The following is a 13,625-nucleotide window of genomic DNA, read 5'->3' as shown; positions in this document are numbered from 1 at the left end:
TGTAACTACATGAAAAATAAAAACATAAATGTTGGAATGATTTTTGCTTATTAATCTCCAGTAAAGTAACTCCCCCGAGGTTTTCTGGAGGCGCAATGGCGTTCGATTTGCTCAGTTTGGGCTCTCAAGGTGTGTTAACAGCGCAAAGGCAGCTGAATACCACCAGCCATAACATCAACAACGTCAATACGGATGGTTACAGCCGCCAGTCTGTGGTGCAGCAGACCAACGATCCCCTGTGGTGGGGCGGCAATAACTACGGCACGGGCGTACACGCGGCAGAAGTTCGCCGCGGTTATGATCAGTTTGCCACTAACGAGCTGAACCTCACCACGACCAATCACAGTTACGCCACTGAGCGCGACGGCCAGCTGGAGCGGCTCGATAAGCTGCTGGCAAACAGTGCCAGTCAGGTGCCGCAGGATATGAACCAGTGGTACGACGCCGTCAAAGCAATGGCTGACAGCCCCAATGATCTGGGCACCCGCAAAGTGGTGCTGGAAAAAGCCAAAATGGTTGCGGCCGGTTTGAATGACACCCACCGGGTTCTGGCCGAACAGAAAGACGTCACCAATGACGTACTGGCAAAAACCCTGCACAGGGTGAATGACATTGGCCGCGAGCTGGTGGAAATCCATCAGGCTTTGCTGAAAACCCCGGCCGGCGGCGCAGATAACGACCTGATGGACAGACATCAGCAGTTAATCAATGAGCTGTCGACCTACACCAAAGTCACGGTTACGCGCAAGAACGCTGAAACCTTCAACGTACTGATTGGCAGTGGTCATACCCTGGTGTCCGGGACCCATTCCAGCGAGCTGCAAATGATCAATGGCGAGCCGGATCCGCAACAGACCCAACTGGCAGTGGTGGCAGGTAAATCCCTGAAAGCCATAAGCTCGGACGATGTTGGCGGCAAATTGGCGTCACTGTTTGAATACCGTGACAAAACCTTGCCACAGGTGATGGATGAGCTGGGCAAAATGACCATAGGTTTCACCGAGTCGGTGAATCAGCTTCAGTCACAGGGGCTGGATCTGAACGGTCAGGTGGGTGAAGCCATGTTTACCGATGTCAATGCCTCTGAGGTTGCCGCCTCCCGCGCGCTGATCCCCCAGGGCTCAAGTGCGCAGGTGAAGGTGTATATACAGGATCTCAGCAAGTTGCAGGCCGGTGAGTACGAGCTGGGATTCAACGGCAGTCAGCATACGCTGAAAATGCCGGATGGTTCTTCGCAGTCCGTCATTCCGAGTGGCCTGCCGCCGAGTTTCGATGTTGATGGCGTGCGGATAGAAATTGCCGCTCCGATTGCCAGCGGCGAAAAAATCCTGCTGCGGCCTACCCGCAATGCGGCCAGAGACGTGCAGGCTGAAATGACAGATCCGGCAAAAATTGCGGCGCAGAGTTATCTCAGCTCTGCAACGCAGGCGCAGGGAAAAGCCGAGTTTGCTATTACATCTCCCGGCCCGTTACGTGAATTCCAGGTTGCGGTATCACCCGACTCCTCGCAGTTTGCGGTGCTGGATATGCAGGGCAATGTGCTGCAGGCTCCGCAGCCTTATCCGCCAAGCGGGCAGGTGGTGGTCGGCGGCACCGGGTTCACTCTGAGTAATGGTGCGGCAGGCGGTGACGTCTTTGCCGTTAACCTGAATGCGGCCACCGGCGATAACGGGAACCTGATCAAAATGCAGGATCTTCAGGATATGAAGCTCATGAATAAAGGCCGATCCAGCGTGATCGACGTCTATGAGGGGCTGAACACCGAAATGGGTGTGCAGCGCGCATCGGCCGCACGTCTGAAAGAAGTGGGTCGTCAGGAAAAAGAAGCTGCAGAGAGCCGTGTGGCTGAAATATCCGGCGTCAACATGGATGAAGAAGCCGCAAACATGATGAAGTTCCAGCAGGCCTACATGGCATCGTCCCGCATTATGACGGTGGCGAACGAAACCTTTAATACTTTGCTTAATGCCGCGCGATAAGGAGTTAAAGCCGTATGATTAGCCGAATTGCCAGCTTTCATAACTATCAGTCCGTGGCGAATGATATGAACCGCCAACAAGTGAAAGTCGCGGATAACCAGGAACAACTGGCGTCCGGCAAGCAATTGCTGACCGCCGGGGACGATCCGGTTGCCTCTATCTATGTGCAGAATTTTTCACAGCAAAATACGGAAATTGATCAGTCGCTGCGCTCTATCACTCTGGCACGTAACCGCCTGAACAGTGAAGAAACCGCGATTTCCGATGCGGAAACCCTGCTCGATGACGCCAAACGCAAAACCATGTCTATGGTGAACGGTTCGTTGTCAGATGATGACCGAATCGCACACATGCAGGATTTGCGAGGGCTGTTTGATTCCGTTATCCACTTAGTCAATACCCAGGATGAATCCGGTAACTTTGTTTTTGCGGGCAATCAGTACGACAAACAGCCGTTTTTCCGTGACGGCAACGGCAATGTCAGTTATGTCGGCGACAGCTATCAGCGGATGTCTAAAGTGTCGCCGAACGTCGAAGTGCCTGTGAATGATCCGGGCGACAAGCTGTTTATGAACATCGAGAACCCGTATGGCGATTATCAGCCGGATTACGATCTGCAGTCTGGTTCGCTGTTGCTGCTGTCGCATGCCCGGAATAACAACCACTCAGACAATGCCAGCTATACCATTGATTTTACGCAGACGGGGTCAGGGGCGGTTTACGATCTTTATCAGGATGGTTTGCTGGTTGACAGTCAGCCCTTCGATCCGAAACGCGGAATCGAGTGGGGGACATTGTCGGTACAGCTGGAAGGCGAAGTGACAGACGGTGATCAGATCACCCTGAGCCGGCAGGATACTTTCAGTCTGTTTGATTCTTTCAAACGCGGAATTGAAGTCTCTGCCCGCGCACCTTCTGATGCCTCAGCAACCGCTGAATTGCACCAGGTGGCAGAAGAGTTTTCACAGGCGTTCAAGCATATTAACCGGGCGCGATCAGAAGTCGGCACCCGGCTGCAGACCCTGGATCGTCAGGCCGATATGCATGAAGACTTTAAGCTGGTGATCAATAAAGCACGCGGTACGCTGGAAGATCTGGACTATGGCAAAGCCGTGGTGGAGCTCAATGAAAATATGCTGGCGTTGCAGGCTTCCCAGCAGGCGTTTGCGAAAACTAAAAACCTTAGCCTGTTTAACTATATCTAACTTCCGGTCTCGGCTGGCCGTTTAATGAGCCCCTTTATCGGCATTTCAGGTAAGGGGCTTTGTTTTATCTTTGCCGCTGTCAACTTGCCGGGCGGCAAGGCTTGGCGGCAGAGCGGTTCAATGAGCTGGCATGGCTTTGCCGCTTTGCTTCAATTGCCACTGAAATATAGTACAAAGCCATGAAAATAAAGACTTATTATTTATGGCACATTAATTGCTAAAGTATTATTGTGATTTTCATTAACGACATTTTTACTAACGCTGGTCCCGCTTCACTCTCTGATGGGTTGACGTTGCGGGTAGCTGTTTCGCTAACAGCGAAAAGTCAAAGGAGAGCAAAATGGGTGTAACAGTGAACACCAACGTGTCTGCCATGACTGCGCAGCGCTACCTCAACAAAGCATCTGAGGGCCTGAGCCAATCCATGGAGCGCCTGTCTACGGGTAGCCGCATTAACAGCGCCAAAGACGATGCGGCCGGTTTACAGATTTCCAACCGTCTGATTGCGCAGACGCGTGGTCTGAACGTGGCGATGCGAAATGCCAATGACGGTATTTCAATTGCGCAGACCGCAGAAGGTGCGATGCAGGAATCCACCAGTATTCTGCAACGTATGCGTGATCTGTCGCTGCAATCGGCGAACGGTGCCAACTCGGATGACGACCGCGTTGCTATCCAGGAGGAAATTACCGCGTTGCAGGACGAGTTGAACCGTATCGCGGAAACCACTTCGTTCGGTGGCCGTAAACTGCTCAATGGTACTTTCGGTGAAGCGGCCTTCCAGGTCGGTGCGGATGCCGGTGAAGCGATTGTTGTCGGTCTGGACAGTGTCCGCGCTGACGAAGCGAAAATGGGCGGCAGCTTGCTGGTCTCGACCACGACGATTCAACCGGACGCAACGCTGGCCGCTGATACCAATATTGAATTGAGTGTTACGGCAGCAGACGGCACGGTCACGCCAGTGGCTATCGGTCTTATTGGCGGTGATGATGTGGAAGAAATTGCCACCCGTATTAATGGCCAGAATGGTCTGATTAATGCGTCCGTGACCGAGAAAGGCGAGCTTCAGTTGGTCTCCAGTGACGGTACCGTGGGTGTCACCAATGGTGCGATCAGCATGATCAACAGCGATGGAACGACTGTCGCGGGTGATATCGCCGGTACGGCGACTGATATTACTGTCTCGCAAGTCGATGTATCAACTGCTGGTGGGGCGCAGCGTGCTGTTCCTCTGATTGACTCGGCGCTGAAATATATCGACAGCATGCGAGCCGATTTGGGTGCAAAGCAAAATCGTCTGACGCACACCATCAATAACCTGGCCAATACCTCTGAGAATGTGTCTGCCTCGAACAGCCGTATCCGTGATACCGACTTTGCGAAAGAGACAACAGATATGACTAAGAATCAGATTCTGCAGCAAGCAAGTACCTCTATTCTTGCTCAAGCCAAACAGATTCCGCAGTCTGCACTGAACTTGCTGCAGTAACCTCTAAACGCAGTATTTTGATTAAACGGCAAGGTGGCAATACCTTGCCGTTTTTTATTGGTGCCAGCTAATAAAAAATTAGCAAATAAATAGCAAAAAAATCCTGTAAAGTTTTCTTCCTTACCGCCGATAACCCTTATAGAACAAGAAAGTGCGCCACTGCTTAATCAAGGTAATGAATTCTGATTCATTGTTGATTGTGTTCAGTTTCACACTTTTTTGCCCAGTAAAAAAATTTCAAAAAAAATCTTAAAGCTTTCTTCACCAGTGCCGTTAAAGGTGATGTACGAAGAATAACTCGGACTTGCCGGCTGAGCTGGTCAAGCCACAAAGAAGCACAAGTAAGGAGAATTACTATGGCAGTTACAGTAAACACTAACGTTTCTGCAATGACCGCTCAGCGTTACCTGAACAAAGCTAGCGATAATACAGCAGCTTCTATGGAGCGCCTGTCTACCGGTTCACGCATCAACAGTGCAAAAGATGACGCAGCAGGTCTGCAAATTTCTAACCGTCTGATGACTCAGAGCCGTGGCCTTGACGTAGCAGTACGTAACGCCAACGACGGTATCTCAATGTCTCAGACTGCTGAAGGTGCGATGCAAGAAACCACCAGCATCCTGCAACGTATGCGTGACCTGTCTCTGCAATCGGCGAACGGTTCTAACTCAGATGACGACCGTAAAGCGATTCAGGAAGAAGTAACAGCACTGAATGATGAACTGAACCGTATCGCGGAAACCACGTCTTTCGGTGGTCAGAAGCTGCTGAATGGTTCATTCGGTACCCGTGCGTTCCAGGTGGGTGCAGATTCCGGTGAAGCCGTACAGCTTACGCTGAAAAATATGCGTTCTGACAGCGCTGACATGGGTGGTAGCCTGATGGTTTCAACTAACCAGGTGGCAGATAAAAACTCTACCCTGGATGCAGATACAACCATCGAGCTGAGCGTAACAGATGCTGACGGTAATGCGACAGCGGTAAGCATCGACCTGGTTGGTGGTGACGATATCGAAGAAATCGCGACCCGTATCAACGGCCAGAATGACCAGATCAATGCGTCTGTTTCTGAAAAAGGTGAGCTGCAAATTTTCTCATCTAACGGCACTGTCGGTGTGACTACCGGTACTATCGCAATGACTGATACTGCGGGTAATGCTGTGGATGCCTCAATTGCAGGCACAGCGGCTAATATCACAGTGTCTCAGCTGGATGTCAGCACAGTCGGTGGTGCACAGCAAGCAGCAGCCATTCTGGATGGTGCTATGCAGTTTGTTGATTCACACCGTGCAGAGCTGGGTGCGAAACAAAACCGTATGGATCACACCATCAGCAACCTGAACAGCATCAATGAAAACGTGACTTCTTCTAACAGTCGTATCCGTGATACTGACTTTGCGAAAGAAACCACAAACCTGACTAAGAACCAAATCCTGCAGCAAGCGTCGACCTCTATCCTGGCGCAAGCGAAGCAGGCGCCTCAGGCGGCACTGAGCCTGCTGGGCTAATCCGTTCAGTAAAGCGGCAGGGGCAAGCCCTTGCCGCTTTTTTCGATCAGAAGGTGTCAGAAAATGGACGTAAAATCTGTATTAAACCCTTCATTTCTATCCCGCTTTTCTTCAACCGGTGCGAAATCACCTGTTGGCACAGATGTTGCAAACCCTTCTGTTGGTCATCCACGCGAAGATTCTTTGGCGGTCGCAACCCCAGGGCACAATACCTCAGGTGTGGCAGCGAACACGGACGTCAGACGCGTAGAGCAGTCGGCCAGGTTGGAAGAACAGCAGCAGTTACATCGCCAGCAATTAGAGAAACTGGTGGAAAGTATTGAAGATTTTGTCGGCTCAATGAATAAAGGGCTGGCATTTAGAATTGATGAAGAGTCTGGACGTCAGGTCGTTACCGTTTATGAAAAAGCAAGCGGTGAAGTGGTCCGGCAGATCCCCGATGAAGATATGTTGGCGCTGTCACGTCAGATAGCTACCTATACCACCGGGCTTTTGACCACCAAAGTGTAATAGTAACTGATTGAGGTTGTAGATGAATATTGGCGCAATGGGTACGGCATCCGGTTTGGATATCAATGCCATGGTCGACAAGATTGTCGCCGCAGAGCGGGCGCCAAAAGAAGAGCGCATCAATCAGCGAAAAGAGCAGGCCAATGTTGAGCTGAGTGCTTACGGGCGCCTGAAAGGTGCACTGGATGGTATGAAAACCCTGATGGCAGACATCAGGCAGAACCATACACTGGCTGAGCGTACCGCTTCTTCAGACAATCAGGATCTGGTGTCTGTCCGTGCCAGCCATGAAGCGCAGCCCGGGCGGTATTCCGTTGAAGTCAAGCAACTGGCGACTTCGCATAAAATAGCGTCCCAGCCGGTTGATGATAAAACGGCAATGGGTGCCGGAAAATTGACACTGTCCGTCGGTGGTCAGTCTTTTGACGTTTCATTCGACCAGGATCAAACTAAACTGCTGGATGTGGTTCGTGAGATAAACCGTCATCCGGATAACAAAGGCGTGCTCGCCACTGTTATTAAGGATGCCAGCGGCGCCCGGTTGGTGCTGAACTCCGATAAAACAGGGGCTGGCAATCCGCTGAAAGTGACTGTCGAGGCGCAAGCCGGCAGTCCGTTGCAGTCTTTTGCGTTTGATACCGGTAATCCCGGCAGCCCAATGCAGGAAATGCAGGCTGCCTCTGATGCCAAAGTGCTCATTGACGGCCTGGCAGAAGTGACGAGCGACACCAATACTCTGACAGATGCGATTCCCGGTTTGGATATAGATTTAAAGCAACTGTCAGCGAATGCCGAAAAGCCGCAAGCCGTGATTGAAATCGGCTACGACAAAGACAAGGCCGGGGCACAGATCGAACGGTTTGTGAACGCTTACAATCAGTTTTACGACACCGCTCTGGAACTGGGTAAATTTGACCCGAATACCCAGAACAAAGGGCCGCTGGTTGGTGACAGTATGCTGCGCTCATCGGTTCAGCAACTGCGAAACGCATTCAGTACGCCGCTGGAAGAAGGGCCATCGAGTTTGCAGACCCTGAGCGAGCTGGGTGTGACAACCACACTGAGCGGGCACCTGGAAGTTGACTACGATAAACTCGACAGGCAACTGAACCAGAATTTTGCTGCTGTCGGTGAATTTTTTGGCAGCCGTAAAGGTTTTGCCCGCCGGATTGAAGATATGTTACATGCTTATACAGGTGTGACCGGTAGTATCTCGAACCGGGAGAAAAGCATCAATGAGCAGGTGTTAACGCTCAATGATGATCAGCGCGATCTGGACCGCCGGATGGAAGGCGTCTATCAGCGCACCCACGACCAGTTTTCTGCAATGGATCATGCCATGGGGCAGATGCAGAGCCAACTGGGATCAATGATGAGTATGATGCCGCAGATGTAATAGCGGATAACAAGAGGGAAGGCAATGTCAAACAAGATGATGCAAACCCTGGCCGACATTGATCAGCAGCTGAATCAGCTTATCAATGACGGTACGGACATTGACGTGGACACCCTGTACCGCTTGCTGGCGGATCGCCAGACGGTGCTGAATGATCTTAAAGCCGTGCCAGAAATGCTGGATCAAGTCAGCTGGCAGGAAGCAATAACCCGAACATCGGATTTGCTGACAAGATTGCGCGAAAGGCGCGAAAAGTCAGCAAGTCAACTGAAACGATTACAGCACGGACAACGTTCGCTGCAGGCATATAATCAATTTCGTTAAGGTAACATCATGAGCATGAGAGGAAATCTACAGGCTTATAAACGAGTCTCAGTAGACAGTCAGTTAACATCCGCATCACCTCACCGTGTGATTCAAATGCTGATGGCGGGTGCCATAGAGCGTTTGATTCAGGGTAAAGCGGCTATGGAGCAAGGATCAATTGCCATCAAAGGTGAGCGCCTCGGTAAAGCTCTGGATATCATCATCAGCTTGCGTGGCTGTCTGTCATTTGATGATGGCGGCGAGATTGCCAGCAATCTGGACTCGCTGTATCTGTATATGATTGAAAAAATCACCGAAGCCAACCAGAAAAACGAAGTAGAGCATGTTGATGAAGTGATCGACATGTTAAGGGAACTGAAGTCAGCGTGGGATCAGATTCCTCCTGAGCATCACAATATTACTCAGATGGAGTATTAATCCGTTTACGAGTCAGTATTCAGCTTCCTACTTCCCCCGCACGATTTTGGCCGTTAATAGTCTATTAATTGTGTATCCGGCGTAATTCCGTGGCACTGGGCTCACAGCTTTTCACTGTGCCCGGTTGCCAAGTCCTGTTCTTTTATTACAATGGGCAGCATCAGTTTTGGTTGCTGTTCCGTTTGAATACGCCATAAGAATACATAAAGACAGGCAAATATCACTTCTATGCAAGGTTTAGCTAAGACCCTCGTCATTGATGACGACCCGCAGCACCGTCACGATCTCAGCGTGATCCTTAATTTTGTCGGTGAGCAGCATGAAGCGATATCCACCGATGAGGCTGAAGGCGCACTGTGGGAACAACCCTGGGGCGCCTGTTTGATTGGCAATATCCATTCTGTTAAAAAACAGAATCAGGTGCTGGAACAACTGCGTCAGCGATATCACATTCCTGTGTTATCCATGCCTCAGCATGAAAAAGCAGTCTCAGGCATGCCGAATTTTGTCGGCACCCTGGCCCATCCTCTGCACTACAGCCAGTTGATGGATGCGCTGCGTCATTGTCAGGAATTCCAGGGCAAAAATCATTTTCAGGTGCCGCAACTGTCCCGAAAAAATACCCTGTTTCGCAGTATGGTCGGGCGCAGTGACAGTATCAGTCAGGTCCGTTACCTGATTGAACAGGTTGCAGGGACGGACGCCAGTGTGTTGATCCTTGGTGAATCCGGTACAGGTAAAGAAGTCGTTGCCCGTAATATTCACTACCACTCCTCTCGTGGTAAAGGCCCGTTTGTGCCAGTCAATTGCGGCGCAATCCCAGCTGAGCTGCTGGAAAGTGAGCTGTTTGGTCATGAGAAAGGCGCATTTACCGGCGCGATATCCTCACGCAAAGGGCGGTTTGAACTGGCGGAAGGCGGTACGCTTTTCCTGGATGAAATCGGTGATATGCCGATGCCGATGCAGGTTAAGCTGCTGCGCGTTATTCAGGAACGTTGCTTTGAACGTGTGGGTGGCAATCAGAGTATTAAAGCCAATGTCCGCATTATTGCCGCGACCCACCGTAATCTGGATACTATGATTGCAGAAAACCTGTTCCGGGAAGACCTGTTTTATCGTTTGAATGTATTCCCGATTGAAACGCCGCCGTTACGTGAGCGACTGGAAGATATCCCTCTGCTGCTGCAGGAATTACTGTCCCGGATGGAAGCTGAAGGGGCGAGATCGGTGCATTTTACCCCGAGAGCGATCACCTCTTTGATGGAGCATGACTGGCCAGGCAACGTGCGTGAACTTGCCAATCTGGTCGAGCGCTTGATGATTCTCTATCCGGGTGAAATGGTGGATGTGAACCATTTACCGGTGAAATACAGGTACTGTGATTTGCCGGATTTCCGTCCTGAAGAGCGCATGATGTCTGTTGAGGAACAAGAACGTGCGATGTTAGCCGATGTCTTCGCCGACAGTTATGATGAGCAGGACGAGAGTTTCGGTTTCAGCGATTTACCACCTGAAGGCCTTAACCTGAAAGAAATGCTGGCAGATCTTGAGATTGACATGATTCGTCAGGCACTCGAAGCGCAGGGTGGGGTGGTTGCTCGGGCAGCCGACATGCTGGGCATGCGACGCACAACCCTGGTCGAAAAAATGCGTAAGTACAATATCTCGACCAAAGAGTCTGTGCGTGAAGAGTCTGTGCGCGAATAGCATCAGCGAGTAAAAATTTATCCTGGAGTATTGTAACTTTTATGCAGTACTCCAGACTCTGACAGGAGTGATGTCAATATTCTGACATCACTCTTTTTTTATGGGCTTACCATAACTTGTTGTTTTTTGTTGAATATTTTTGGCATAAAAAGTGCTTATTTAGTGTAACAAAGGACAATGCGAAAGTAGGTGTAAGGTGGAAGAAGGGCAGTCTGTCTCCCCGCTGGGAAACCTGAGTCAACAGGTCAGCCGGTATAAGCAAGTGATTGAAGTCATGCCGACTGGCGTGATCTTGCTCGATGGAATGGGAATGGTATGTGAGGCCAACCCTGAAGCTGTCCGCCTGTTAGGAGAGCCATTGGCCGGGGAACGCTGGCTGGATGTCATACAGCGTGCCTTTGCGCCTCAGGAAGATGACGGCCATGAAATTTCTTTACGCAGTGGTCGTAAAGTCAAACTGGCCATCTCCGCGTCAGCCAGTGGACAGCTTATCGTGATCACTGACATGACAGAAACCCGCCTGTTGCAGTCCCGCTTCAGTGAGATGCAACGCTTATCCTCACTGGGCCGTATGGTTGCTTCGCTGGCGCATCAGGTCAGAACACCGCTGTCCAGTGCCATGCTATATGCTGCAAATCTGGCCGCGCCTCAGCTGACCGCGCAAACCCGCGACAGGTTCCAGAGCAAACTGATGGACAGGTTGCGGGATCTGGAAAAGCAGGTCAATGACATGCTGCTGTTTGCCAAAGGCGGTGATAACAAAGTGGTGGCACCTTTTACGCTCGAAGCCTTGTTCAATGAACTGGACGCCATGATAGAGGCCCAGGTGGTGTCCAATCAGGTGGATTTCTCGATTGAGTGTGATGATGAGAGCCCCAGTGTTCTGGGTAATGTGAATGCCCTGGCGAGTGCGATCAGCAATCTGATCACCAATGCCATTCAGATGTCAGGCAAAGCATGCAAAGTCTGTTTGTCGGTACACTGCGACGCCGACATGATTCACCTCAGCATTACCGATAACGGTCCCGGCATTGCCCCTGAGATGCAGAAAAAAGTGCTGGAGCCTTTTTTCACTACCCGCCAGCAAGGCACAGGCTTAGGGCTTGCCGTGGTGCAGATGGTGGCAAAAGCCCACAATGGCAGCCTTTCGCTGTTTTCCACCCCGGGAGAAGGCGCCTCATTTACGCTCAGCCTGCCTAAGGCAGAAAGCCATGAGCAAGACTATGAATTAACAGCAACAGGAGACAGGCAATGACGAGCCGAGTACTGATCGTTGAGGACGACGAAGGTCTGCGTGAAGCTTTAGTGGATACACTGGCGCTGGCAGGTTATCAGTGGCTGGAAGCAGACAGTGCCGAACAAGCCCTGTTGCTGTTGAAATCTGAGCAGGTGGATATTGTGGTATCCGATGTTCAAATGGCCGGTATGGACGGACTGGGCCTGCTGCGAAATATCAAGCAACACTGGCCCAAACTGCCGGTACTGCTAATGACAGCCTATGCCAATATTGAAGATGCTGTACTGGCAATGAAAGACGGCGCCATTGATTACATGGCAAAGCCTTTTGCTCCGGAAGTGTTACTGAACATGGTCAGCCGCTACGCGCCTGTGCAAGCGGTCAGCAGCCAGGCGATAGCCGCTGATGAGAAAAGCCTGAAATTACTGGCGCTGGCCGAAAGAGTCGCGCAGACTGACGCCAGCGTGATGGTACTCGGGCCGAGCGGCTCGGGCAAAGAAGTCATGTCGCGATACATCCATGAGCACTCACTGCGCCGTGAGGGGCCTTTTATCGCGATCAATTGTGCCGCCATTCCCGACAATATGCTGGAAGCGACCTTATTCGGTTATGAAAAAGGCGCCTTCACCGGTGCGGTTCAGGCCTGTCCGGGAAAATTTGAACAGGCACAGGGCGGTACCATCTTGCTGGATGAGATCAGTGAGATGGACCTGAACCTGCAGGCGAAACTGCTGCGTGTCTTGCAAGAGCGAGAAGTCGAGCGTTTAGGCAGCAGGAAAAGTATCAAACTGGATGTGCGGGTGCTGGCCACCAGTAACCGGGATCTGAAACAATATGCGGCGGAAGGAAATTTCCGGGAGGATTTGTACTACCGCCTGAATGTTTTTCCGCTTGTCTGGCCGTCGCTGTCTGAACGTCCGGGCGATATTATGCCGCTGGCCAGTCACCTGGCTGATCGGCATTGCAAGAAACAGGGCATGCCATCGCCGGTCTTTTCTGCTGCCGCGCAAGCCAAACTGCTTCAGTATGGTTGGCCCGGTAATGTCAGGGAGCTGGATAATGTTGTCCAGCGCGCACTGATTCTGGCCGGTGATGCCGACATAGGTGGCGAACATATTTTGCTGGAAGGCATGGACTGGATGGATTCACACAGCCTGCAGCATGCTATCAGCCTGGCTCCGGTGGCATCGCAGGAAGTGAACGACACATCGGTACATGTGATACCACCTGGTGTGTCAGGGGCTGACAGCCTGGGCAGCGAACTTCGCGAACAGGAATTTGCCATTATTCTGGAAGCCATACAGGCCTGCGAAGGCAAACGAAAAGAAGTGGCGGAGCGATTAGGCATCAGCCCGCGCACGCTCAGGTATAAATTAGCCAAGATGCGGGACGCCGGAATCGAGATCCCAGTTTGACCATAAAAGCGGAATTAACAGATTAATTTCATATTTTTGGCGTTAAGCTTGCACAACTTTATCTTTTAAGATGCGATCAATTTAGATTGTGTCAAAAAAGTACCACGGAGATAACCTATGAAAGTCAACGGATTTATGTCAGAAATGCAGGCAATGCAAATGGAAGCCAGCAATGCGTCACGTCCGGCGACTGGCGCTAAGGTCAGTGCTGATTTTGGTGCAGCCCTGCAAGATGCGATACAAACGGTTAACGGATTACAGAATACATCCAGTGAGATGACCAGTCGTTTTGATCAGGGCGATCGCAGCATTTCGCTGTCAGATGTCATGATCGCGCGAAATAAATCCAGCGTGGCTTTCGAAGCAACCGTCCAGGTTAGAAATAAGCTGGTTGAAGCTTATAAAGAACTGATGAATATGCCGGTTTAATTCAGG

At 51.1% G+C, this 13,625-nt stretch carries 12 protein-coding genes and 2 pseudogenes; all 14 read left to right on the top strand.

What is annotated here, in order from left to right:
* Positions 1–95 precede the first annotated feature (95 nt).
* The 14 genes and pseudogenes from flgK to fliE all read left to right on the top strand — a co-directional run bounded on the left by flgK (position 96) and on the right by fliE (position 13,619).
* Positions 96–1,979, top strand: a complete 1,884-nt coding sequence (gene flgK, locus KCG43_RS05350) for a flagellar hook-associated protein FlgK (protein ID WP_218383771.1) — start codon at positions 96–98, stop codon at positions 1,977–1,979.
* Positions 1,980–1,993: 14 nt separating this feature from the next.
* Positions 1,994–3,184: a flagellar hook-associated protein FlgL gene (gene flgL / locus KCG43_RS05345; RefSeq protein WP_192014692.1), complete on the top strand. Its 1,191-nt coding sequence runs from the start codon at positions 1,994–1,996 to the stop codon at positions 3,182–3,184.
* A gap of 24 nt (positions 3,185–3,208) precedes the next feature.
* Positions 3,209–3,367: a hypothetical protein gene (locus KCG43_RS05340; RefSeq protein WP_218383769.1), complete on the top strand. Its 159-nt coding sequence runs from the start codon at positions 3,209–3,211 to the stop codon at positions 3,365–3,367.
* A gap of 157 nt (positions 3,368–3,524) precedes the next feature.
* Positions 3,525–4,673 (top strand): flagellin, encoded by a 1,149-nt coding sequence (locus KCG43_RS05335; protein ID WP_192014693.1) that lies wholly within the window; start codon positions 3,525–3,527, stop codon positions 4,671–4,673.
* 356 nt (positions 4,674–5,029) lie between these two features.
* Positions 5,030–6,181, top strand: a complete 1,152-nt coding sequence (locus KCG43_RS05330; protein WP_192014694.1) for a flagellin — start codon at positions 5,030–5,032, stop codon at positions 6,179–6,181.
* Between the two features lie 63 nt (positions 6,182–6,244).
* On the top strand, positions 6,245–6,691 hold the full coding sequence (locus tag KCG43_RS05325) for a flagellar protein FlaG (protein WP_192014695.1): 447 nt from the start codon (positions 6,245–6,247) through the stop codon (positions 6,689–6,691).
* Positions 6,692–6,713: 22 nt separating this feature from the next.
* Positions 6,714–8,087 carry a flagellar filament capping protein FliD gene (gene fliD, locus KCG43_RS05320; protein WP_218383767.1) on the top strand — a complete coding sequence of 458 codons (1,374 nt, stop codon included), beginning with the start codon at positions 6,714–6,716 and terminating at the stop codon, positions 8,085–8,087.
* A gap of 24 nt (positions 8,088–8,111) precedes the next feature.
* Entirely contained in the window at positions 8,112–8,411 is a 300-nt protein-coding gene (locus KCG43_RS05315) for a flagellar rod protein FlaI (RefSeq protein WP_192014697.1), read from the top strand.
* A 15-nt stretch (positions 8,412–8,426) separates the two neighbouring features.
* Positions 8,427–8,831, top strand: a complete 405-nt coding sequence (gene fliS, locus KCG43_RS05310) for a flagellar export chaperone FliS (protein WP_192015039.1) — start codon at positions 8,427–8,429, stop codon at positions 8,829–8,831.
* A 228-nt stretch (positions 8,832–9,059) separates the two neighbouring features.
* On the top strand, positions 9,060–10,538 hold the full coding sequence (locus KCG43_RS05305) for a sigma-54 dependent transcriptional regulator (RefSeq protein WP_192014698.1): 1,479 nt from the start codon (positions 9,060–9,062) through the stop codon (positions 10,536–10,538).
* Positions 10,539–10,734: 196 nt separating this feature from the next.
* Positions 10,735–11,793 carry an ATP-binding protein gene (locus KCG43_RS05300; RefSeq protein ID WP_336510258.1) on the top strand — a complete coding sequence of 353 codons (1,059 nt, stop codon included), beginning with the start codon at positions 10,735–10,737 and terminating at the stop codon, positions 11,791–11,793.
* Positions 11,790–12,939: pseudogene (locus KCG43_RS05295) on the top strand (sigma-54-dependent transcriptional regulator); the annotation flags it as partial. The gene KCG43_RS05300 and the pseudogene KCG43_RS05295, both read left to right, overlap by 4 nt.
* Before the next feature lie 80 nt (positions 12,940–13,019).
* A pseudogene (locus KCG43_RS21495) lies at positions 13,020–13,190 on the top strand (helix-turn-helix domain-containing protein); the annotation flags it as partial.
* Positions 13,191–13,307: 117 nt separating this feature from the next.
* On the top strand, positions 13,308–13,619 hold the full coding sequence (gene fliE, locus KCG43_RS05290) for a flagellar hook-basal body complex protein FliE (RefSeq protein ID WP_027253934.1): 312 nt from the start codon (positions 13,308–13,310) through the stop codon (positions 13,617–13,619).
* Positions 13,620–13,625: the final 6 nt, after the last annotated feature.

Source organism: Photobacterium sp. WH24 (genome assembly GCF_019204055.1).
GTDB classification, from domain to species: Bacteria; Pseudomonadota; Gammaproteobacteria; order Enterobacterales; family Vibrionaceae; genus Photobacterium; species Photobacterium arenosum.
This window is presented reverse-complemented; position numbering and strand designations above follow the sequence as displayed.

What these genes read in the sequence shown, in the direction of transcription:
- flgK (WP_218383771.1), top strand. Translation starts at nt 96, where the DNA reads ATGGCGTTCGATTTGCTCAGTTTGGGCTCTCAAGGTGTGTTAACAGCG.
- fliE (WP_027253934.1), top strand. Translation starts at nt 13,308, where the DNA reads ATGAAAGTCAACGGATTTATGTCAGAAATGCAGGCAATGCAAATGGAA.
- KCG43_RS05305 (WP_192014698.1), top strand. Translation starts at nt 9,060, where the DNA reads ATGCAAGGTTTAGCTAAGACCCTCGTCATTGATGACGACCCGCAGCAC.
- KCG43_RS05325 (WP_192014695.1), top strand. Translation starts at nt 6,245, where the DNA reads ATGGACGTAAAATCTGTATTAAACCCTTCATTTCTATCCCGCTTTTCT.
- KCG43_RS05330 (WP_192014694.1), top strand. Translation starts at nt 5,030, where the DNA reads ATGGCAGTTACAGTAAACACTAACGTTTCTGCAATGACCGCTCAGCGT.
- KCG43_RS05335 (WP_192014693.1), top strand. Translation starts at nt 3,525, where the DNA reads ATGGGTGTAACAGTGAACACCAACGTGTCTGCCATGACTGCGCAGCGC.
- fliD (WP_218383767.1), top strand. Translation starts at nt 6,714, where the DNA reads ATGAATATTGGCGCAATGGGTACGGCATCCGGTTTGGATATCAATGCC.
- KCG43_RS05315 (WP_192014697.1), top strand. Translation starts at nt 8,112, where the DNA reads ATGTCAAACAAGATGATGCAAACCCTGGCCGACATTGATCAGCAGCTG.
- fliS (WP_192015039.1), top strand. Translation starts at nt 8,427, where the DNA reads ATGAGAGGAAATCTACAGGCTTATAAACGAGTCTCAGTAGACAGTCAG.
- KCG43_RS05340 (WP_218383769.1), top strand. Translation starts at nt 3,209, where the DNA reads ATGAGCCCCTTTATCGGCATTTCAGGTAAGGGGCTTTGTTTTATCTTT.
- flgL (WP_192014692.1), top strand. Translation starts at nt 1,994, where the DNA reads ATGATTAGCCGAATTGCCAGCTTTCATAACTATCAGTCCGTGGCGAAT.